This window comes from Mesorhizobium sp. KACC 23794, assembly GCF_052180275.1.
GTDB lineage: Bacteria > Pseudomonadota > Alphaproteobacteria > Rhizobiales > Rhizobiaceae > Kumtagia.
Genome location: NZ_CP197465.1, coordinates 6,452,635 through 6,470,249 on the forward strand (window position 1 = coordinate 6,452,635; position 17,615 = coordinate 6,470,249).

Consider the following 17,615-nt stretch of genomic DNA (forward strand, 5'->3'; position numbering starts at 1 on the left):
CCATCCCGGCGGGCAAAAATACGGGTTCCGACGGGATTGAACGCGATTGCGTGAAGCGCAAAACGGTCTTTTCGCTGCTGCGGATGGATAAGCTTCTCATTTCAAACGATCTTCGGAGCTTCACGCGATTTGCGAGGCGGCGTGCCGACATCGCCCAGCGCCTTGAGAGGACGGCGATCGTCGGCGCCATCTCCGCCCGTTGCAACGCCCAGTTCCTTCAATATCCACTCCCGAAAGGCGCGGATCTTCGGCGTGTTGCGGCGCTGCGTCTGATAGACCAGCCAGTAGGCATGGCCGTCGTCGCCGACCAGGTCGAAAGGCTGGATCAGGCTGCCATTGGCAAGTTCGGAAGCGAAAAGCGGCCGCGTCAAAATGCCGACGCCGACGCCCGCCACGGCCGCGCGGCCCTCAAAAGCCTGCGATCCCAACTGGTTACGCGGCCGCGCCGCGAGGTTTTCATGCGCCTCGACGCCGGCCGCCGCGAACCAGATCTCCCACCATGGATCGCCCGCATCCAGGATCGGCAGCCTCAGGAGGTCGGCCGGTTCATGGACGCCGCCGATGCTTTCGGCGAGTTTGGGGCTCAGCATCGGCGTGAAGTCGGCGCGCATCATCATATGCGAGGTCAGGCCCGGCCACTCGCCCTTGCCGCTGGTGCGGATGCCGATGTCGAAATTCTCCAGCCCGAGGTCGACCGTGCGGTCCGACGTTTCCAGCCGGACCGCGACCGCCGGGTGCGCAAGCTGGAAGGAGCCCAGATTCAGCGCCAGCCAATTGGCGGCGAAGGTCGGGATCGTGCTTATGGACAAGGTGCCGAGACCGCCTGTGCGGGCCGTCTCGTAGCCTTCCGCCAGCAGCCGGAACGCCTCGGTGGCCGCAGCCGCCAGCGTCTGCCCGGCCTGGGTCAGCGCCACCTGCCGCGCCTGCCGGGTGAACAACGGCGTGCCGACGCGTTCCTCCAGCACCTTGACCTGGTAACTGACCGCCGCCTGGGTCATCGCCAGCTCCTCGGCGGCGCGCGTGAAGCTCGAATGGCGGGCCGCCGCCTCGAAGGCGCGGACGGCGGCAAGCGGCGGAAGGCGCGTCGTCATGCATAAATCCTCCTTATGCATACTAGGTCAGCTTCGATTGGCGGACAAGCGCCGTATGCCTCATATTGCAGGCATGGAAACCAACCCGTTCACGGGAGACCCGAAATGGAACGCTCTCTTCTGACCACAACGATGCGCAGCCTCCGCAACGTCGCAAGGATGCTCATGAACCAGCAAAGCCGGGCCGAACGCTTGACCAACCCAAGTCTCGACCTACGCCTTCTGTCCGACTCCATGCGCCGGGACCTCGGTCTGATCGACGGCCAGCAGGTTCGCCTCGAACGCCGCCCTTATTCAGAACGGCAGCAGCCGGAAGAAGAGAGCACGCTGGTCAGGCTTCTGTTGACGCCGCACGCTTCATAAGGCCTGCTTGGGGATGGATATTTTCCGGCAGAGATTGACGCCGGTCACTCAGTCGCGGCGTGGCATCCTGACAGGGGAAGCGCTCGCGGACCGCAAATGATCCGGCACCGGCTTTGCTACCCCGCCGCGAGCAACGCGGTGGCGGTGCGCTCGTCGGTGATCAGTCCATTGACCAGGCGGCGCGTCACCGCCGCCTGGATGCCCGGCAGCTTCAACTCGCCCATCGCCAGCGCCACCACCAGCGAGCGCTCGCGCGACGGCAGCGGCGCCGAGGCGACGCGGTCGTTGGTGATGCCCTCGATCAGCTTGCCGTCGCGGTCAAACACCCAGCCGACGATCTCGGCCACGCCCCCCGCCTTCTGCAGCGCCTTCAGTTCCGGTTCGGTGATGAAGCCGTCTACATAGAGCGGCGCTTTCGGCCCGAGGTCGCCGATGCCGACAAAAGTGACGTCGGCGCGCGCCGCCAGCGCCAGTGTCGGCTGGATCATCGGCTGACCGAGCAGCATCTCGCGCTCCTCCGGCGAGGAGGCGATGACCGGCAGCGGCATCGGGAACGAGCGCGCCTTGATGCGGTCGGCCATGGTGAAGATGACGTTGTAGAACGCCGCCGAACCGTCCGGCGAGATGTTGCCCGTCAGCGAAACCACCTTGTGCTGCGGGCATTCCATGGCCGGCAACTGCTCGATCGCCGCCTTCAGCGTGCGCCCGGTGCCGATCGCCATGACGACGGGTTCGACCGACCGCAGCCGCCGTTCGATCTCCGCCGCCGCCGCTTCCGCGATGCCCAGCGTCGTCGACGGCGAGTCCGGGCTGCTCGGCACCACCTCGACCAGGTCCAGCGCGAACCGCGACCTCAGCTTGGCAGCCAGATCGAGGCACGCCGCGATCGGATGATCGACCCGCACCCGGATCAACCCCTCCGACATCGCCAGCGACACCAGCCGCTGCGCCGACTGCCGCGAAACCCCGAGCTTCGCCGCGATCTGGTCCTGCGTATTCCCCGCAACATAATACAGCCAGCCGGCGCGCGCCGCGTCGTCGAGCCGTGCGCTGCCGGTGTCCTGGCGGGAAGCCATGGCATTCTTCTCCTTGACCCGGCCTTGCCGGAGCGGGCGGACTTTTGCAAGTTTTTTGCAAAAGCGCAATTGTCGCCCGCATGAACATTTGCCCGGCCCGGACTCGTACGAGGAGCCTGCGCCATCAAGGACGGTTTATCTCCCGCCGCAAACATCCTAAGACAAGGAGCAAGCACGGAGATGAAATGATACCAAAGGCGGTCTACTGGGACATGGACGGCACGCTGATCGACAGCGAGCCGCTGCATGAGGAAGCGCTGGTGGTGGCGTTGCGAGGGCTCGGCATAAAGCCGCCGCCGGACCTGCACGAGCGCGTGCTCGGCGTCGCCGCATATCCCGTCTACGAGATGCTGCGCGACGAATTCGGCCTTGATCTGCCGTTCGACGACTGGATCGTCCACAAATACGCGCACTATCTTCGCGAGGCGCCTAGGCTGAAGCCGCGGCCGGGCGCGCTGGAGATTTTTCGCGACCTCAAGGCGCGCGGCGTCGAGCAGGGCGTCGTCTCGAATTCCGACCGGCTGATCGTCGACGCGAACCTGCGGGCGCTGGACATCCACGAGGCCGGCATGCGCACCGTTTCCCGCAACGACGTGCGCAACGGCAAACCGGACCCGGAGCCTTACCTACGCGCCGCCTGGCTGACTGGCATCGACCCGGCCGACAGCGTGGTCATGGAGGACAGCCGGCCAGGCGCCACGTCCGGCCTGGCGGCAGGCATGCGGACGATCTTCTGGCCGGAGGCACCGCAATCCGGCCCCGCCGGCGCGCTGAATGCCGACAGCGCGGAGGCGGTCCGCGCCTATCTCGGGCTGAAGTAGAGTTTTTCCGGCGGCCCCAGCCGCCCGAAAAGCAAGCGTTTCAGTTCCGGTAGGCTGGCTCTTCCTCGTCGAGGATCGCCTTCAGTTCGGCAAGATGCCGGTCGGCCTGGCCGGGATAGTCGTCCATCTCATCCGCCACCTTCTCCGCCACCGCATCGGACAGGGTGCGCAAAGGCCGGCCAGTCCACAGCGCCTTGATGTAGGTCTCCGCCGCGCGCTCGAAATAGAACATGCGGTTGAACGCCTCGGCCACCGTGTTGCCTATGACCAATATACCGTGGTTGCCCATGATCATGATCTGGGTCTTCGGGTCGGCCAACAGCTTTGAGCAGCGCTCCCCTTCCTCCTCGAAGGCCAGCCCGCCATAGTTCTCGTCGACCACCTGCCGCTTGAAGTACATCGCCGAGTTCTGGTCGATCGGCGGCATCAGCGAATCCGCCAGAGAAGCCAGCACGGTGGCATGGATCGAATGCACATGCATGACGCAGCGCGCATGCGGCACGTTGCGATGTACGGCGCCATGCAGGCCCCAGGCGGTCGGGTCGGGCGCATTCGGCCCCTTCATCGTCTCCGGGTCGTTGGCGTCGATCAGCAGCAGGTCGCTCGCCTTGACCCGAGAAAAATGCACCTGGTTGGGGTTCATCAGGAACTGCGTGCCGTCATCGTTGACGGCCAGCGAGAAATGATTGGCCACCGCCTCGTGCATGTTAAGCCGCGCCGTCCAGCGAAAGGCGCAGGCGAGGTCGACGCGCTCTTCGTAGTGGGGGAGATTGGTGAGTGCTTCCTTACGCAAGCTGGTGATTGACATGATGGAGGCTCCAGTTTCGCTTAGAATGCAGTGCGCCCGAACCACCTGCAACCAGTTTCCTTGATGCCTGTCGGTCCATTATTGTCGCGATCAGCCGGGCCAATCTGGGAACCAATCTTTCACGGCGTCTTCTTTCAGGCCGCACCAGCCCCTCCACCATTGAACAGGGAAGGGCCAGTCGTCCTTAGCATAGCCTGTGTGTTCGCGTTCTACATACGGGACAAACTGCTTCCTAAAATCCGGTTTTGAGTTGTCTATCAGGATACCGCAGTAGCCAAGAATGCCGATCAGCGTGCGGCGCTCTGCGCTGTTGGAAGGGACTACCGAAGCTAGAGCCTTGTCGAGATCCTTGAGCTTTGCCGTAGGTGGCATCGAGCGCGCAATCTCGACGATATGCTTCAGCATCGAATGGTCTTCGTCTTCTGGTTCGTTCGTCGGCGTGCTCGCCAATCGGGATAGGTCGAAGCCGATATAGCTCGGTTGACTGTGCCGCACACCGCCCCATTTGATGCGTTCAACACTCAGGACGTTCAGATCAATATCCGAACTCTCGTACCCTCCGCAAATGGCACAGGCGCGACTTGACTGCTGGCGCATAAGCTCATGCTTCACCAAGTGGCGAGCGACTGCGTAACTTCCCAGTCCCGATCTAAGGTCTAGACGACGCGACCTGAGGCTGGCGATGAATGCACCCACAACGTGAGTCTTCGACAAGGCATCCCTTGCAGCTATCGCGGATTCCACTGCCTCGTCGTGCGACAGGCTAAGGGGGTCGAACATGAGCCCCCCTGCCTTGGCATAGTCGAAGTCTTCAGCCGATACCGAGCGCTCTCGCCGCCATCCCGCAGCGGTCCAGAATGTATTGGTCAGTATCTGGACAGCGCGCCGATCGAGGGTCATCAGCCCCCCCTCACGCCGCCGAAAGACCCATCCTCAACCCGCCCTGCTCGACGATGAACTCGATCACCTCGCCCAGCCCCTTGCCGCGCGACAGATCGGTGAAACCGAAAGGCCGCCGGCCGCGCATTTTTCCCGCGTCGCGCTCCATCACGTCGAGGTTGACGTTCACGTAAGGCGCGAGGTCACTCTTGTTGATGACCAAAAAGTCCGAGCGGGTGATGCCGGGGCCGCCCTTGCGCGGGATTTCTTCGCCCTGGCAGACCGAGATGACGTAGAGCGTCAGGTCGGCGAGGTCGGGCGAGAAGGTGGCGGCAAGGTTGTCGCCGCCGGATTCGATGAAGACGATGTCGAGGTCCGGGAATTTCTTGTTCATCTCGGCGATCGCCGCGAGATTGATCGAGGCGTCCTCGCGGATCGCGGTATGCGGGCAGCCCCCCGTTTCGACCCCCATGATGCGCTCTTCCGGCAGCGCCTGGAGGCGCGCCAGCATCATGGCGTCTTCCTTGGTGTAGATGTCGTTGGTGACGACGGCGATGGAGAATTCGTCGCGCATCGCCTTGCAGAGTTTTTCGGTCAGCGTCGTCTTGCCCGAGCCGACGGGCCCGCCGATGCCGACGCGAAGGGGTCCGTTCGAATGGGTCATGATGCCTCTGCCAGTCGTTCGATCAGTTTCAGGGTCATGTGGTCGTCCGCGATTGCCACGTCATGCGTCCGAAAAACGCCGATCGGCTCACCCACCGAGCCCGTCGGGGCTTCGGCGGTCGGCGGGGTCGCGCGCCTGACGAGAAGCGGCGACCCGGAAAGCAGCAGTTCGCGCCATCTAGCTTGGCCGGGATCGTTCCACCATGGACGCCCGAACTGATCCGGATTGCCGCTGAACAGCACCTGCTTACCCCACACCCATTGTCCATCGCGGAAATCCCGCATCACCGGAACGACGGTCGTTCCCAGCAAGGTGGCGCAGAGCGGGTCCGCGCAATACGCGATCCATGGGCCGCGCTCCTGAACGAAATGGAAGCGCGGCAGACCGGTCATGACCGGAACAGCCTGGAATATTGCGTCTCGTGCCGCATCGCCGCCACGTCGGAGAGCACGGCGCAAGCGCCGAGATCATCCAGCGACGAATTTTCCGCGCAGGCAGCGACCTCGGAAATCGTCCGTTCCAGCCCAGCGATCAGCGCAACCGCGCCCTGCTGGCCTGTGACGCCGAGCCTTATGCCGGCCTGCACGAGGTTGGTGGCGAAGGCTTGCAGGAAGGCGCCGAGCGCATCGGCGAGTGGAACGCCGTGCGCGCCGGCGACCGCGCCAATCGCGACGCAATAGGCGCAATCCTCAGGCAGGCTCGACAGCCCGGCTACTGGCCATGCCTCGACCGCCTTGAGGAAGGCGGCGCCTTGCAGCGTCGATTCCATGTGGCGCTCTCGCGAGCCGGCCAGCGCGGCCGCGAGATCGGCAACCTCGTCAAGGTTTTCGCTTCCCCGCGCCCGTCGCCAGGCCTCTGCGAACAGCACCATGTCGTTCCAGCCCGAGCCGCGCCGCAGCAGCGTCTCAAGCCAGTCGCGCAGATCGTCGGCGTCGGCAACAAGGTCATCCTCGATCGCCCGCTCCAGGCCATGGCTGTAACTGAACGAGCCGACCGGGAAGGCAGGCGACAGCCAAAAAAGCAATTTGAGGAGCGCCTTGCCGCCGGCGGCTTCAGGCATGGTTGTGGCCGTAGTGCGGGTCGCCGGGGCGGCGTCCAAAACGGTCAAGCTCGCCGTGCTTGTGATCGTCATGACCATGATGATCATGGTCGTGTCCATGATGACCATGATCGTGGTTATGATCATGCGCGCCGTGATCGTGGTGGTCGTGGTCATGATCATGGTGGTGCCCGTGATCATGATGCTCGTGGCCGTGATGACCGTGATCGTGGCCGCCGGAATAGGCGCCGCGAACCGGATCGAACGGCGCCAGCACCTCCTTCACGGTCGCGCCGATCCCTTCCAGCATCTTTTTGATGACATGGTCGCGCAGGATAAAAATGCGGTCCGAGCGGATCGCCGCCGCCAGATGCCGGTTGCCGATGTGCCAGGCGAGTTCGGCCAGATGCACCGTATCGCGCGGTACGATTTCGTAGATCTCCTCGTCGGCGGCTGCGATCTCGACGCGCCTGCCGTCGTCGAGCACCAGCCGATCTCCGGCGGCAAGCTGGACGGGTTCGGCGAGGTCGACGAACACGCGGTCGCCGCCGGTCAAGGTCAGAACCTTCCGGCGCAGGTGCCGCTCGTCATGCGGCAGCGTGACGGTGCCGGCGAGCGCCGCAGGTCCGGCTTGCGAGCCGGCGCGCTCAACCGAGCCGGCGCGCGGGAATTTCGTGAAATCGGTGGTGATATTGAGCTTCATGGTCTGCTCCTCAGCGGGTTTCGACCTGTTCGGGATGGATGATTTCGACCTTGCGCGCGCCCAGAAGAGGCGTGCTGGCGCGTGCCTTCGATGCAGGCATGGCCGGGCCGCGCAGCGCCTCCATCGGGCTGGGCTTGATGGTGAGCGTCGCCACCACATAGATCGGTTCGGTCAATTTGCGATTCCCTTGTTAGCCACTGCCAAGCCTTGCGGTCACGCGATCGTGTCGAACAGCCGCCATATCCAGGAGGCCTGATAGACGAGGGCAAAGGCCACGAAGGCGCGGTGGAAGGTCTTGTTGTCGGTCACGATAGCAGCCAGGCAGAGAATGACAAAGAGCGGCGTTCGGATCAGATATTCGTTGCCGAACTGGGCGAAATGCTGTTCGCCCTTCAGCAGCGTATCGATCACGTCGAGCAGGTAGGTGACCGCGAGCAGGCCGAAGAACCAGGCGCGCTTCGACAGGAAATAATCCTCGTAGCCCTGGTAGTCGTGCATGCTGTCGGGGAACAGCAGCGCGCAGAGTAGGAACAGGATGACGGCGTAGCCGATGATGAACAGGTAGATGCCGAAGGTCCAGAGCGGGATCTGGTAGAGGCCGAACTGCCACCACCAGAAATGCACCAGCATCAACAGCACCGACGCCACCCAGGCGAGATGCACGCCAAAAAGCCTGTACTGGCCGGGATGCTGGACGATGCGCGCCACGCCCGACAGAAGCCGCGTGACGCCGAGCCCGATCACCATCCCCATGACGATGCGGATGTGGGTAAATTCCTGCGCGGCGACGGCGGTCTGTTCGGCAGCCATCAGTCGCCACGCAACTCATCGGGCGACCAAGGCCGGCCCGGCATGAAGCTATAGAAGTTGCGTTCGTAGAAAGGCGCCCCCGGCTTAGGCTCAGACTTTGGCAATTTACCGCTCTTCGGGGAAGAAGGCCGCGTCGAGAATCTGCCCTATAGCGAAAGGACACGACTCAGGGAAAATTGCCTCCGAAAGACCGGTCTCGCCGGCTGCACGCAAACGGGCTGTAACATATTCCTCATCAAGAACGCTTGCTGGATAGTTTTTGAGGCTGGGACTTGCCTTAAGTCGCTTTGCGATTCGCATACGCTGCTCGATAATCGTGGCTTGCCAACTCGGCGTGCGTCTTTCGGCCTGATAGCGCCATTTAAGCAAGTGCATGACGAGCACGTTCAACCTGCTTTCGATTTCGTCTTCCTGGCTCCGCCCCAAGCTCTCGATCTCCTCGGCAAGGTTCTCGCGGTCGATGTCGGAAAGCCGCCCCTCGCGCAGTATCGCGCCCTGCTCGGCGCACCACAGAGCATAGTCCGCCTCATAGGGCGTCAGCTGTGATTTCCACAAATGCTTGTTCATGGGATAATCATGCACCCGATGTAGAACAATGCCAAGTCAACCGGGGTTTGACGCCTGCATTGGAGCCCTCACGTTAAAAATGATCGGGCAACGCAGCGGGACAAACCGCATGCGGTTCGGTTGACCAATTTCCGGCCATCAAACAGAAAATACCGATACGCCATCGGCAGCACGGTCGCCGGTTCGCACTTCGCCCTAGGCGGCAACCTGACGGGCTTGGTCGGCATAAATCCACGTTGATCAGTCTCGCAAAACATCCCAAGGCTGCAACGCTTCTCCCGGCCAAAACCTGTCGTCCAGGGCTTCAGCGATTGAGAACGGTGGTTCGGTGGGAAAGGTCTTTGCGGAGAGGCCCGTTTCATTGATCACCTTGCGCCTACCCTCCGCATACGCTTTCTCGAAGATTTCCTCCGGATAGTCTTTCAAACTCGGACTGTCCTCGATGCCGGATGGAATCCAGGTCCTCTGCTCGCTGATCGTAATGCGCCAGCTTTCGCTCCGCCGTCCGGGCTGGAACTGCCATTTCAACAAGTGATGGATCAGGAGCGCCAGGCGCGTTCTGATTTCTTTCCTCTCGCTCCTCCCCACGCTCTCGATCTCCTCGGCGAGATTCTCCCAGTCGATGTCGTTGTGAGTGCGCGCGCGAAGCTTCGCCGCCTGTTCCTGCGTCCAAGCGTAAAAATCACGCTCGTAGAGCGAGTCTTGTGGTTTCCCGAGGACCTTTTCCATGCGCCGAGTCTAGAACAGAAAATACCGCTGCGCCATCGGCAGCACGGTCGCCGGCTCGCAAGTCAGCAGCTCGCCGTCGGCGCGCACCTCGTAGGTCTCCGGGTCGACCTCGACATGCGGCGTGGCGTCGTTGAGCTTCATCGAATGCTTGCCGATGCCGCCCCGTGTGTTCTCCACCGCGATCATGCTCTTGTCGACGCCAAGCCTGTCCCGAAGGCCGGCATCCAGTGCAGCCTTGGAGACGAAAGTGACCGAGGAATTGGTCATCGCCTTGCCGTAGGCGCCGAACATTGGCCGGTAATGCACTGGCTGCGGCGTCGGGATCGAGGCGTTGGGGTCGCCCATCGGGGCGGCGGCGATCATGCCGCCGATGAGCACCATATCGGGTTTCACGCCGAAGAAAGCGGGGTTCCACAGTACCAGGTCGGCGCGTTTTCCGACCTCGACCGAGCCGATCTCCTTCGACAGGCCATGCGCGATGGCCGGATTGATCGTGTATTTGGCGATGTAGCGGCGCACCCGGAAATTGTCGTTGTCGCCGCTCTCCTCCTTCAGCCGCCCGCGCTGTCGCTTCATCTTGTCGGCGGTCTGCCAGGTGCGGATCAGCACTTCGCCGATACGACCCATTGCCTGGCTGTCGGAGGAGATGATCGAGAAGGCGCCGAGGTCGTGGAGGATGTCTTCGGCCGCGATGGTCTCCTTGCGGATGCGGCTTTCGGCGAAGGCGATGTCCTCCGGGATCGATGGCGACAGATGGTGGCAGACCATCAGCATGTCGAGATGTTCGGCAATCGTGTTTTTCGTATAGGGCCGGGTCGGGTTGGTCGACGACGGGATGACGTTGGGCAGGCCGCAGACTTTTATGATGTCCGGCGCATGCCCCCCGCCGGCGCCTTCGGTGTGGAAGGCATGAATGGTGCGGCCCTTGATCGCTTTCACCGTATCCTCGACGAAGCCGCTTTCGTTCAACGTGTCGGTGTGGATCATCACCTGCACGTCATAGTCGTCGGCGACCGAAAGGCAGCAGTCGATCGCCGCCGGCGTCGTGCCCCAGTCCTCATGCAGCTTCAGCGCACAGGCGCCGCCGAGGATCATCTCCTCAAGTGCTGCCGGCAGCGAGGCGTTACCCTTGGCCGATAGTCCGATGTTCATCGGAAAGGCGTCGAAGGACTGGATCATGCGCGCCAGGTGCCACGGGCCGGGCGTGCAGGTGGTGGCCAGCGTGCCATGCGCCGGGCCGGTGCCGCCGCCGAGCATGGTGGTTATGCCGGCCATCAGCGCTTCCTCGATCTGCTGCGGGCAGATGAAGTGGATATGCGCGTCGAAGCCGCCGGCCGTCAGGATCTTGCCTTCGCCGGCGATCGCCTCGGTGCCGGGGCCGACGATGATGGTGACGCCGGGCTGCGTGTCCGGGTTGCCGGCCTTGCCGATCGCGTGGATGCGACCGTCCTTAAGTCCGATGTCGGCCTTGTAGATGCCGGTGTGGTCGACGATCAGCGCGTTGGTAATGACGGTATCGACCGCGCCGCCGGCCCGCGTCACCTGGCTCTGGCCCATGCCGTCGCGGATCACCTTGCCGCCGCCGAATTTTATCTCCTCGCCATAGGTGCAAAGGTCCTTCTCGACCTCGATGAACAGTTCGGTGTCGGCCAACCGCACCCTGTCGCCGACCGTCGGGCCGAACATCTGGGCATAGGCGGAGCGGGAGAGTCTTGCGGGCATCTGTCAACTCCGTGCGAGTGTGAATCCGGTCTTGCGCGCGGCTTTAGCGTCGAGCGTCAGGGTGGTCGTGCAGCCCGCGGCCAGATTGTCGCGCGCGATCAAAAAGTCGCCAAAGTCGGCTCCGCCGCGGCCGTAATCCTCGAGCGCTGCGTTGACGGCCTCGGGCCGGTCGAGCTCGACGTTCGATACGGAAATCAGCCGCTTGATCGTGGCGACGGTCTTGTCCTTGGGATAGCCAAGTCTAGCCGAAAGAACCCATTCCAGTTCAAGCAGGGCAACGTGGCTCACTCGATACTGCTCTGACGGTGGCAGAAGACCTCTATCCCCGTTTTCAAGCCAGGAGACGATCACGTTGGTGTCGAGCCCGATCATTTTCGATAGCGCTCAAGCTGGTCAAGCACTCGCTGGCCCATCTCGGCTCGAGCTTGGTGGACCATCTCGACGATCTCTTCGTCCGTCAGCGGAGGACCGTCACGGCGCAAGATACCCGCCAGATCCTCAAGCCTCTCGGTTCGCGCGACCAGTTCCACCTTGCCGTCGCGGTTACGCTCGAAATCCAGCCGGTCGCCCGGCTTGATCCCAAGTTGTTCGCGCAGTTTGGCCGGAAGGGTAATCTGACCCTTTGACGTTACCTTTGCGGACGCTATGGGCATCTTGGAACTCCTTACTTCCTACCCGGAAAGTAAGGCGCACTATGGCTGAAAGCAATCACGGCGAAATCTTCCTTCATCGGCTTCTCCCGTCAAACTTCGTCGGACTGAACGCGTCGGGATCGACGCCGTCGAGGCAGCGGATGTTCAGCGCGACCATCTTCGCGCCGTCCGGGCGGCTCGCCCGCGAGAACGGCTGGATGCCGCAGACCTTGCAGAAGAAATGATGGATGACGTGCTTGTTGAACAGATATTCGGTCAGGCTGTCCTCGCCGGATTTCAGCGTGAATTCGCTTTCCGGCGTGAAGGCCAGGATGCTGCCCAGCCGGCCGCAGCGCGAGCAGTTGCAGGTGACCGTGCTCGACAGGTCGGCATTGGCGGCAAAACGCACCGCACCGCACTGGCATCCGCCTTCGTAACTTTGAACGTTCATCGTTTCCTCCGTTTCTGCTGATCGCACCCTTGTCGGGGTGCGGTCTTATCGTTGCTCCGTGCCAAGTTTACGCCGCGCCGCAGCGTCAGGCAGCAAGCGCGCACGCCAGATTGTTGCTGACGCCAGTCAAGTTTTGACGATGGATAACCAAGGTTCGAAAAGTATTCTTCGACAACCTTCCCGAACCGCCAAGCATATTGACGGCGGCAAGACGGCGCGGCAACGTGCCGCGCATCGTCGCAGCGCCCTCCATCCCGTCTTCCCCGAAGGAATCGCCATGGCCAGCCTGAAGCCAGCCCTTGCCGCGCTTTCGTTTTTGTCCTTCATGACGGCGGCCAGCGCCGAAACCTTGCTGGAGCGCGGCGAATATCTGGTTCGCGGTCCGGCCGGTTGCGGAAATTGCCACACGCCGCTCGGACCCGATGGCTTCGCCGCCGAGCAGGAACTGGGCGGGCGACTGGTCGACGACAATCCGCTGTTCACCGCCTATGCCCCGAACATCACGCCCGGCGGCGAGGTGTCGAAATGGAGCGACGCCCAACTCGCCAAGGCGATCCGTGAAGGTATTCGCCCCGACGGCAGCCTGATCGGCCCGCCCATGCCCTTCAGCATGTACAAGGGTCTCGGCGACGAGGATCTCGCGGCAATCGTCGCCTTCCTGCGGACGGTTCCGGCGGTCGACAACAAGACCCCTGCCTCGGTCTACCGCATCCAACTGCCGCCGGCCTACGGTCCCCCGATCGAGAGCGTCAAGGCGCCGGAGCGCGGCGTCTCGATCGAATACGGCGCCTATCTGGCCGGCCCGATCTCGCATTGCATGGAGTGCCACACGCCGATGGGGCCGCAAGGGCCGATGGTCGATACCGCGCTCGGGCGCGGCGGTTTCGAGTTCCACGGCCCCTGGGGCACGTCGGTCGCCGCCAACCTCACGCCGAGCCACGACGGAATCGCCCGCTACAGCGACGAGGAACTCAAGGCGATGATCACCAAGGGCGTGCGGCCCAACGGCTCGCCCATGCTGCCGCCGATGCCTTACCCTTTCCTGGCCCAGGCGACGCCGGAAGATATCGACGCCATCGTGCTTTATCTGCGCAGCCTTCCGCCGCTCGACGACCAGCCGTAACACCCGCCAAGCAGACCCCGGCGCAACGCGTCGCCGGGGAAAATTGAAACCAAACCTCCCCCGCCGCGTTGGGTAGTTAGCCGGATTCTTGCGTCGTGCGTATCGCAGGGGAGATTTAGAGTGACCATTCGCAAAAACTGGGAAGTACCCGGCAGGGTGATCCTGCTCTCGGCCACCATCGCCTTTGGCGGCGGCGAGGCGCTGGCTCAGGGACTGAACGACCCTGCGGCCGTCGAAAAGATCATCGGATCGCAGGTCGATGAAGAGCAGGTGAGCGCCGAGGCGGAACCGCAGCGTATCATCGCCGCGATCGAAAAGACGCCGGAGAACATAGCGGCGGTGCGCAAGGCATCCGCGCTGGACAGCGTCGACATCGTCTTCCTGCCGGATGCGTCGCTGACGGAAGGCGGCCCTCCACCGGAGATCGAGGCGAAGATCAAGGCCAATCAGGACCCTATCGATGCTCTTCGCGGTGAGATCGAGGGCAATGCCATGATCTATCATGCGATCAATTCGCGTCAGATCATGCCGCGCGACGTGCTGGCCGTCGAGTTCAAGGAACCGGCAAGGCTGATCATCTATGCGGCCGCCAAACCACCCGCCAACTAGGCGGACCATGGCCGCGCGCCGGGGAGATTTTTGTGCCCCTTGCCGCGTGGCGGGATAAGTTGGCGGAAGGCCGTCCCCGGGCCTCACAGCTTGCCCATGACCTTCTGCTGAAAGCCGAAAACCTCGCGCTTGCCGCCGAGCGCCACCAGCATCACATCGCGCTCCTGCCCCGGCTCGAAGCGGACCGCGGTGCCGGCGGCGATGTCCAGCCGCATGCCGCGCGCCTTGTCGCGGTCGAAACGCAGAGCCTCGTTGGTCTCGAAGAAATGATAGTGGCTGCCGACCTGGATCGGGCGGTCGCCGGTATTGGCTACCTTCACCGTCACCGTGGCCGCACCTTTGTTCAGCTCGATGTCGCCAGGGGCGGTGATCACTTCGCCGGGGATCATGTCGTCTCCTTCGGTCGGTCAGGCGGCTTTGCCGACAGGCTGGCAGCCTTCGGCCTTCAGCACGCGTTTGGTAGAGGCCGGATATTTTTTCAGCATTGCCGGCGGACGGATCGGCCGGGCCGAAAAATTGCCGCCGCAGTTCGGGCAGACGCCGCCGAGCACGTTTGCAGCGCAATCGGAGCAAAAAGTGCATTCGAAGGTGCAAATGCGGGCGCGGTCAGAATCCGGCGGCAGATCGCGGTCGCAGCATTCGCAATTGGGGCGCAATTCCAGCATTTCACCTCCTACCGGATCGGTTCGTGAACGGTTACCAGCTTCGTGCCGTCCGGAAACGTCGCCTCGACCTGCACGTCGTGGATAATCTCGGCGATGCCTTCCATGACCTGGTCGCGGGTGACGACATGCGCGCCGGCCTCCATCAGGTCGGCGACTGAACGGCCGTCACGCGCGCCTTCGACCACATAATCGGTGATCAGCGCGATCGCCTCCGGATGGTTGAGCTTCACGCCGCGCTCCAGCCGCTTGCGCGCGACGATCGCCGCCATCGCGACCAGCAGCTTGTCCTTTTCCCGAGGCGTCAGATTCATGCCTGCGAATTTCCCCTATAGTGACCAGCATTTGGGCAGGCCTGCCCGTCCGTTGAGCAGGCCGAGAAGCGGCACCAGCCGCTTTCTCAAGCCATATCCGTTCCCGTCATGGAGCCTCGCAAGAAGCTTGCCAGTCCCGCCGACGCTCCAGGCGCTGGCGCCGCCGTCATCACCGATGATTTCGCGCACGCGGTCAAGCCAGCTTTCGGCATCGACGCCGACGACAAGCACAGTCGCCATCGCCGCCGATTCGCCAAGCGCGGCGCGTCCGGAAAGCGCCGAGCGCACATCCGGCCCAACCGCGAAATCCTCGGCGTGGATGAGACGGCCGGCGCGGGAGACCCGCCAGCGGTCGCGGAACATGCCGCGCTCGACGGTCTCGCCCATGGCGCTCCGGCCAAACACCGTCGCCTCGGCGATCAGCGCCGTCGCCCCATCGGCCAGATCGACGTCGAGGCGGCGCGAAAAGGCGGCGCGGTCGAACATTATGGTTTCCTGCGGCAACCAGGCGATTCGGCCGCTCTCGCCCACCGAAAGCCGGACAGCGACCTCGGCATGCCCCGAGGATGCGCGATAAACCTTCTCCGACGCCTGCGTCGTGACGACCATCGAGGCATCCGTCCCGGCTTCCGCGGTCCAGCCCAGGCGGTCGCCGCCAGTCAGCCCGCCGGCGGTGTTGATGAGGATCGCCTCCAGCGGATCGGCGTCGGCGCGCGGCATCCTTATCTTGGCGGCCCCCTCCTGCGCGAGATTCGCGAGGCGGGTGCGGCCGTCGCGGAAGTGCGCTGAAATCGCCCCGCGCGCCGAGACGCGCTGCGATTTCAACCGGTCCGCCTCGTCGATCCTCGGGGAAAATGCGATGGTCATGACGCGCGAGCTTAAGCAGGGCCGCGGCAAAGTCGAGAGCGCCGATTCAGACTGCCGTGTTGCCTTGCAGGCGTCGGTTCCTATAGAGGATGAAATTCGTGCCACCGAAGCGGTGACTCTCATCGCGGACAGACTTTTCAAAGGCACTCAGGCACGCCAGCGTCCGATACAAGGGCGCACGGGACGGGAAGGCTCTATGGATCAACTTGCTCAGGACATCATCGGCAAGATCAAGGCTCATGCGGACCCCGAGATCGGGACCATCACGCCGGAGACCGATCTCAGCGACCTCGGCATCCACTCGCTGGAACTCACCGAGATCATCTTCGACCTCGAGGAGGCCTACGACATCGAGGTCGAGATGAACACGGCGGAAGCCTGGAGCAAGCTCTCCAATGTCGGCGACATCGTCGAGGCCGTCCGCGTCCTGATCGCCAAAAAAGGCTGACATGCCGCGGCAGCGCATCGTCATCACAGGCATCGGCGGGCTTTGCGCGCTGGGCACCAACGTGCCGGCCATGTGGGAAGCGATGCGCGAAGGACGCTCCGCCATCGGCCCGATCACGACGGTCCCGCTCGACAATCTGAAGAACGGCATCGGCGCCGAGGTCAAGGAACTGCCGCCGCACGATCTCGACCGCAAGCAGGTCGCGACCATGGATCGTTTCAGCCTGCTGGCAACGATCGCTGCCGGCGAAGCGATCCGCTCCGCTGGGCTGGAGATAGACGAGGCGCGGGAACCTCGCACCGGTGCGGTGATCGGCACCGGCATCTACGGGGCTGCGACCGCCGACGATGCTTATTACCAGGTCTACGCGGAAAAGCGTAACCGCGTCGGCATCTTCACGGTGCCAAAGATCATGCCCGGAGCGCCCGCCGGCCAGGTGAGCATGGCCTATCGGCTGCGCGGACCGGTGTTCGGGGTCACGTCCGCCTGCGCGTCCTCGAATCACGCATTTTCCACGGCCGCCGACCAGCTCCGCCTCGGCCGCGCCGATATCATGCTGGCAGGCGGCACGGACGCCTCTCTGGTCTTCGGCGTGCTCAAAAGCTGGGAATCGCTGCGGGCGCTGGCGCGCGACACATGCCGTCCCTTCTCCGCCGACCGTGACGGGCTGGTCATCGGCGAAGGCGCCGGTGTGGCGGTGCTGGAAACCTACGAGCACGCCAAAGCGCGCGGTGCGCCCATCCTGGCAGAACTCGCGGGCGCGGGCATGTCCGGCGACGCCAACGACATCGTCGCGCCGACGGTCGAAGGACCTGCCTCGGCGATGCGGCTCTGCCTTGCCGACGCAGGGCTCGCCCCGGAAGACATCGATTATGTCAACGCGCACGGCACAGGCACGAAAGCCAACGACCAGATCGAGACACAGGCAATCCGCCGGGTTTTCGGCGCGCATGCCGACAAGCTCTCCGTCTCGTCGACCAAATCCATGCATGCGCATTGCATGGGAGCGTCGGGCGCGCTGGAGTTGATCGCCTGCGTGATGGCGATCCGCGACGGCATCATTCCGCCCACAGCCAATTATACGACGAAGGATCCCGACTGCGACCTCGATGTGACGCCAAACGTGGCGCGCGAGCGCAAGGTCCGCGCAGCGATCAGCAACGGCTTCGCCTTCGGCGGCACCAATGCCGTCATCGCCCTGAAGGCAATCTGAGGCACCTTCGCGCGGATCGCCTCA

At 63.4% G+C, this 17,615-nt stretch carries 27 protein-coding genes; 6 read left to right on the forward strand and 21 right to left on the reverse strand.

All coding sequences use genetic code 11. The annotated features are described in order from the left end of the window. Positions 1 to 101: 101 nt before the first annotated feature. Positions 102 to 1,091 carry a LysR substrate-binding domain-containing protein gene (locus ACSBOB_RS31185; protein ID WP_442579892.1) on the reverse strand — a complete coding sequence of 330 codons (990 nt, stop codon included), beginning with the start codon at positions 1,089 to 1,091 and terminating at the stop codon, positions 102 to 104. Positions 1,092 to 1,196: 105 nt separating this feature from the next. On the opposite strand from ACSBOB_RS31185, the gene ACSBOB_RS31190 reads away from it, so the two are divergent. Further along, on the forward strand, positions 1,197 to 1,454 hold the full coding sequence (locus tag ACSBOB_RS31190) for a hypothetical protein (protein WP_442579893.1): 258 nt from the start codon (positions 1,197 to 1,199) through the stop codon (positions 1,452 to 1,454). A gap of 116 nt (positions 1,455 to 1,570) precedes the next feature. Here ACSBOB_RS31190 and ACSBOB_RS31195 read toward each other — a convergent pair whose 3' ends face one another. Next, positions 1,571 to 2,530 carry a sugar-binding transcriptional regulator gene (locus ACSBOB_RS31195; RefSeq protein WP_442579894.1) on the reverse strand — a complete coding sequence of 320 codons (960 nt, stop codon included), beginning with the start codon at positions 2,528 to 2,530 and terminating at the stop codon, positions 1,571 to 1,573. Positions 2,531 to 2,715: 185 nt separating this feature from the next. Between ACSBOB_RS31195 and ACSBOB_RS31200 the strand changes: the two genes are divergently transcribed. Then, positions 2,716 to 3,351 (forward strand): HAD family hydrolase, encoded by a 636-nt coding sequence (locus tag ACSBOB_RS31200; protein ID WP_442579895.1) that lies wholly within the window; start codon positions 2,716 to 2,718, stop codon positions 3,349 to 3,351. 40 nt (positions 3,352 to 3,391) lie between these two features. Here ACSBOB_RS31200 and ACSBOB_RS31205 read toward each other — a convergent pair whose 3' ends face one another. From ACSBOB_RS31205 to ACSBOB_RS31275, 15 genes are all read right to left on the reverse strand, one after another. Then, positions 3,392 to 4,159 (reverse strand): class II aldolase and adducin N-terminal domain-containing protein, encoded by a 768-nt coding sequence (locus tag ACSBOB_RS31205; RefSeq protein ID WP_442579896.1) that lies wholly within the window; start codon positions 4,157 to 4,159, stop codon positions 3,392 to 3,394. Positions 4,160 to 4,249: 90 nt separating this feature from the next. Beyond that, entirely contained in the window at positions 4,250 to 5,059 is an 810-nt protein-coding gene (locus ACSBOB_RS31210; protein ID WP_442579897.1) for a hypothetical protein, read from the reverse strand. Between the two features lie 10 nt (positions 5,060 to 5,069). Beyond that, complete coding sequence (gene ureG / locus ACSBOB_RS31215) at positions 5,070 to 5,702, reverse strand: urease accessory protein UreG (RefSeq protein ID WP_442579898.1); 633 nt, start codon at positions 5,700 to 5,702, stop codon at positions 5,070 to 5,072. Further along, entirely contained in the window at positions 5,699 to 6,094 is a 396-nt protein-coding gene (locus ACSBOB_RS31220; protein ID WP_442579899.1) for a hypothetical protein, read from the reverse strand. Before ACSBOB_RS31220 ends, ureG begins: the two co-directional genes overlap by 4 nt. Beyond that, positions 6,091 to 6,762 carry an urease accessory protein UreF gene (locus tag ACSBOB_RS31225; RefSeq protein WP_442583887.1) on the reverse strand — a complete coding sequence of 224 codons (672 nt, stop codon included), beginning with the start codon at positions 6,760 to 6,762 and terminating at the stop codon, positions 6,091 to 6,093. The genes ACSBOB_RS31220 and ACSBOB_RS31225 overlap by 4 nt, the downstream gene beginning before the upstream one ends. Further along, the gene (locus tag ACSBOB_RS31230; RefSeq protein ID WP_442579900.1) at positions 6,755 to 7,444 is read right to left on the reverse strand and encodes an urease accessory protein UreE; all 690 of its coding nucleotides are present in this window, start codon (positions 7,442 to 7,444) and stop codon (positions 6,755 to 6,757) included. The genes ACSBOB_RS31225 and ACSBOB_RS31230 overlap by 8 nt, the downstream gene beginning before the upstream one ends. Positions 7,445 to 7,454: 10 nt before the next feature. Further along, positions 7,455 to 7,619 carry a hypothetical protein gene (locus ACSBOB_RS31235; protein ID WP_442579901.1) on the reverse strand — a complete coding sequence of 55 codons (165 nt, stop codon included), beginning with the start codon at positions 7,617 to 7,619 and terminating at the stop codon, positions 7,455 to 7,457. A gap of 38 nt (positions 7,620 to 7,657) precedes the next feature. After that, positions 7,658 to 8,254: a hypothetical protein gene (locus ACSBOB_RS31240; RefSeq protein WP_442579902.1), complete on the reverse strand. Its 597-nt coding sequence runs from the start codon at positions 8,252 to 8,254 to the stop codon at positions 7,658 to 7,660. A gap of 105 nt (positions 8,255 to 8,359) precedes the next feature. Then, positions 8,360 to 8,821, reverse strand: coding sequence for a DUF29 domain-containing protein (locus ACSBOB_RS31245; RefSeq protein ID WP_442579903.1), 462 nt, complete (start codon positions 8,819 to 8,821; stop codon positions 8,360 to 8,362). Positions 8,822 to 9,061: 240 nt separating this feature from the next. Continuing rightward, positions 9,062 to 9,550: a DUF29 domain-containing protein gene (locus tag ACSBOB_RS31250; RefSeq protein ID WP_442579904.1), complete on the reverse strand. Its 489-nt coding sequence runs from the start codon at positions 9,548 to 9,550 to the stop codon at positions 9,062 to 9,064. A gap of 9 nt (positions 9,551 to 9,559) precedes the next feature. Beyond that, positions 9,560 to 11,272 (reverse strand): urease subunit alpha, encoded by a 1,713-nt coding sequence (ureC, locus tag ACSBOB_RS31255; protein ID WP_442579905.1) that lies wholly within the window; start codon positions 11,270 to 11,272, stop codon positions 9,560 to 9,562. A 3-nt stretch (positions 11,273 to 11,275) separates the two neighbouring features. After that, on the reverse strand, positions 11,276 to 11,644 hold the full coding sequence (locus ACSBOB_RS31260) for a PIN domain-containing protein (protein ID WP_442579906.1): 369 nt from the start codon (positions 11,642 to 11,644) through the stop codon (positions 11,276 to 11,278). Then, positions 11,641 to 11,925, reverse strand: a complete 285-nt coding sequence (locus ACSBOB_RS31265; protein ID WP_442579907.1) for an AbrB/MazE/SpoVT family DNA-binding domain-containing protein — start codon at positions 11,923 to 11,925, stop codon at positions 11,641 to 11,643. The genes ACSBOB_RS31260 and ACSBOB_RS31265 overlap by 4 nt, the downstream gene beginning before the upstream one ends. Before the next feature lie 73 nt (positions 11,926 to 11,998). Continuing rightward, entirely contained in the window at positions 11,999 to 12,355 is a 357-nt protein-coding gene (locus ACSBOB_RS31270; protein WP_442579908.1) for a GFA family protein, read from the reverse strand. Positions 12,356 to 12,440: 85 nt separating this feature from the next. Continuing rightward, positions 12,441 to 12,608 carry a hypothetical protein gene (locus ACSBOB_RS31275; protein WP_442579909.1) on the reverse strand — a complete coding sequence of 56 codons (168 nt, stop codon included), beginning with the start codon at positions 12,606 to 12,608 and terminating at the stop codon, positions 12,441 to 12,443. Positions 12,609 to 12,632: 24 nt separating this feature from the next. Between ACSBOB_RS31275 and ACSBOB_RS31280 the strand changes: the two genes are divergently transcribed. Continuing rightward, positions 12,633 to 13,478, forward strand: coding sequence for a c-type cytochrome (locus ACSBOB_RS31280; RefSeq protein ID WP_442579910.1), 846 nt, complete (start codon positions 12,633 to 12,635; stop codon positions 13,476 to 13,478). 120 nt (positions 13,479 to 13,598) lie between these two features. After that, positions 13,599 to 14,087: a hypothetical protein gene (locus tag ACSBOB_RS31285; RefSeq protein ID WP_442579911.1), complete on the forward strand. Its 489-nt coding sequence runs from the start codon at positions 13,599 to 13,601 to the stop codon at positions 14,085 to 14,087. 83 nt (positions 14,088 to 14,170) lie between these two features. On the opposite strand, the gene ACSBOB_RS31290 is transcribed toward ACSBOB_RS31285, so the two are convergent. From ACSBOB_RS31290 to ACSBOB_RS31305, 4 genes are read right to left on the reverse strand one after another with little or no spacing between them, the layout of a single operon-like run. Beyond that, a complete protein-coding gene (locus ACSBOB_RS31290; protein ID WP_442579912.1) occupies positions 14,171 to 14,476 on the reverse strand; it encodes an urease subunit beta in 306 nt (101 codons plus the stop codon). A gap of 18 nt (positions 14,477 to 14,494) precedes the next feature. Continuing rightward, positions 14,495 to 14,752, reverse strand: a complete 258-nt coding sequence (locus ACSBOB_RS31295) for a DUF1272 domain-containing protein (protein ID WP_442579913.1) — start codon at positions 14,750 to 14,752, stop codon at positions 14,495 to 14,497. 8 nt (positions 14,753 to 14,760) lie between these two features. Next, complete coding sequence (locus tag ACSBOB_RS31300) at positions 14,761 to 15,063, reverse strand: urease subunit gamma (protein ID WP_442579914.1); 303 nt, start codon at positions 15,061 to 15,063, stop codon at positions 14,761 to 14,763. Between the two features lie 15 nt (positions 15,064 to 15,078). Further along, complete coding sequence (locus ACSBOB_RS31305; RefSeq protein WP_442579915.1) at positions 15,079 to 15,930, reverse strand: urease accessory protein UreD; 852 nt, start codon at positions 15,928 to 15,930, stop codon at positions 15,079 to 15,081. 196 nt (positions 15,931 to 16,126) lie between these two features. Here ACSBOB_RS31305 and ACSBOB_RS31310 point away from each other — a divergent pair, with 196 nt between their 5' ends. Then, on the forward strand, positions 16,127 to 16,378 hold the full coding sequence (locus ACSBOB_RS31310) for an acyl carrier protein (RefSeq protein WP_442583888.1): 252 nt from the start codon (positions 16,127 to 16,129) through the stop codon (positions 16,376 to 16,378). Position 16,379: 1 nt separating this feature from the next. Further along, a complete protein-coding gene (locus ACSBOB_RS31315) occupies positions 16,380 to 17,591 on the forward strand; it encodes a beta-ketoacyl-[acyl-carrier-protein] synthase family protein (RefSeq protein WP_442579916.1) in 1,212 nt (403 codons plus the stop codon). The last annotated feature ends 24 nt before the right edge of the window (positions 17,592 to 17,615 follow it).

Bases quoted from the DNA above. Each gene is read 5' to 3' on its own strand.
- ACSBOB_RS31230 (WP_442579900.1), bottom strand. From the start codon at position 7,444: ATGAAGCTCAATATCACCACCGATTTCACGAAATTCCCGCGCGCCGGC.
- ureG (WP_442579898.1), bottom strand. From the start codon at position 5,702: ATGACCCATTCGAACGGACCCCTTCGCGTCGGCATCGGCGGGCCCGTC.
- ACSBOB_RS31310 (WP_442583888.1), top strand. From the start codon at position 16,127: ATGGATCAACTTGCTCAGGACATCATCGGCAAGATCAAGGCTCATGCG.
- ACSBOB_RS31290 (WP_442579912.1), bottom strand. From the start codon at position 14,476: ATGATCCCCGGCGAAGTGATCACCGCCCCTGGCGACATCGAGCTGAAC.
- ACSBOB_RS31190 (WP_442579893.1), top strand. From the start codon at position 1,197: ATGGAACGCTCTCTTCTGACCACAACGATGCGCAGCCTCCGCAACGTC.
- ACSBOB_RS31265 (WP_442579907.1), bottom strand. From the start codon at position 11,925: ATGCCCATAGCGTCCGCAAAGGTAACGTCAAAGGGTCAGATTACCCTT.
- ACSBOB_RS31275 (WP_442579909.1), bottom strand. From the start codon at position 12,608: ATGGAGGGCGCTGCGACGATGCGCGGCACGTTGCCGCGCCGTCTTGCC.
- ACSBOB_RS31200 (WP_442579895.1), top strand. From the start codon at position 2,716: ATGATACCAAAGGCGGTCTACTGGGACATGGACGGCACGCTGATCGAC.
- ACSBOB_RS31295 (WP_442579913.1), bottom strand. From the start codon at position 14,752: ATGCTGGAATTGCGCCCCAATTGCGAATGCTGCGACCGCGATCTGCCG.
- ACSBOB_RS31300 (WP_442579914.1), bottom strand. From the start codon at position 15,063: ATGAATCTGACGCCTCGGGAAAAGGACAAGCTGCTGGTCGCGATGGCG.
- ACSBOB_RS31225 (WP_442583887.1), bottom strand. From the start codon at position 6,762: ATGCCTGAAGCCGCCGGCGGCAAGGCGCTCCTCAAATTGCTTTTTTGG.
- ACSBOB_RS31205 (WP_442579896.1), bottom strand. From the start codon at position 4,159: ATGTCAATCACCAGCTTGCGTAAGGAAGCACTCACCAATCTCCCCCAC.
- ACSBOB_RS31220 (WP_442579899.1), bottom strand. From the start codon at position 6,094: ATGACCGGTCTGCCGCGCTTCCATTTCGTTCAGGAGCGCGGCCCATGG.
- ACSBOB_RS31240 (WP_442579902.1), bottom strand. From the start codon at position 8,254: ATGGCTGCCGAACAGACCGCCGTCGCCGCGCAGGAATTTACCCACATC.
- ACSBOB_RS31315 (WP_442579916.1), top strand. From the start codon at position 16,380: ATGCCGCGGCAGCGCATCGTCATCACAGGCATCGGCGGGCTTTGCGCG.
- ACSBOB_RS31280 (WP_442579910.1), top strand. From the start codon at position 12,633: ATGGCCAGCCTGAAGCCAGCCCTTGCCGCGCTTTCGTTTTTGTCCTTC.
- ACSBOB_RS31185 (WP_442579892.1), bottom strand. From the start codon at position 1,091: ATGACGACGCGCCTTCCGCCGCTTGCCGCCGTCCGCGCCTTCGAGGCG.
- ACSBOB_RS31250 (WP_442579904.1), bottom strand. From the start codon at position 9,550: ATGGAAAAGGTCCTCGGGAAACCACAAGACTCGCTCTACGAGCGTGAT.
- ACSBOB_RS31260 (WP_442579906.1), bottom strand. From the start codon at position 11,644: ATGATCGGGCTCGACACCAACGTGATCGTCTCCTGGCTTGAAAACGGG.
- ACSBOB_RS31210 (WP_442579897.1), bottom strand. From the start codon at position 5,059: ATGACCCTCGATCGGCGCGCTGTCCAGATACTGACCAATACATTCTGG.
- ureC (WP_442579905.1), bottom strand. From the start codon at position 11,272: ATGCCCGCAAGACTCTCCCGCTCCGCCTATGCCCAGATGTTCGGCCCG.
- ACSBOB_RS31270 (WP_442579908.1), bottom strand. From the start codon at position 12,355: ATGAACGTTCAAAGTTACGAAGGCGGATGCCAGTGCGGTGCGGTGCGT.
- ACSBOB_RS31245 (WP_442579903.1), bottom strand. From the start codon at position 8,821: ATGAACAAGCATTTGTGGAAATCACAGCTGACGCCCTATGAGGCGGAC.
- ACSBOB_RS31195 (WP_442579894.1), bottom strand. From the start codon at position 2,530: ATGGCTTCCCGCCAGGACACCGGCAGCGCACGGCTCGACGACGCGGCG.
- ACSBOB_RS31305 (WP_442579915.1), bottom strand. From the start codon at position 15,930: ATGACCATCGCATTTTCCCCGAGGATCGACGAGGCGGACCGGTTGAAA.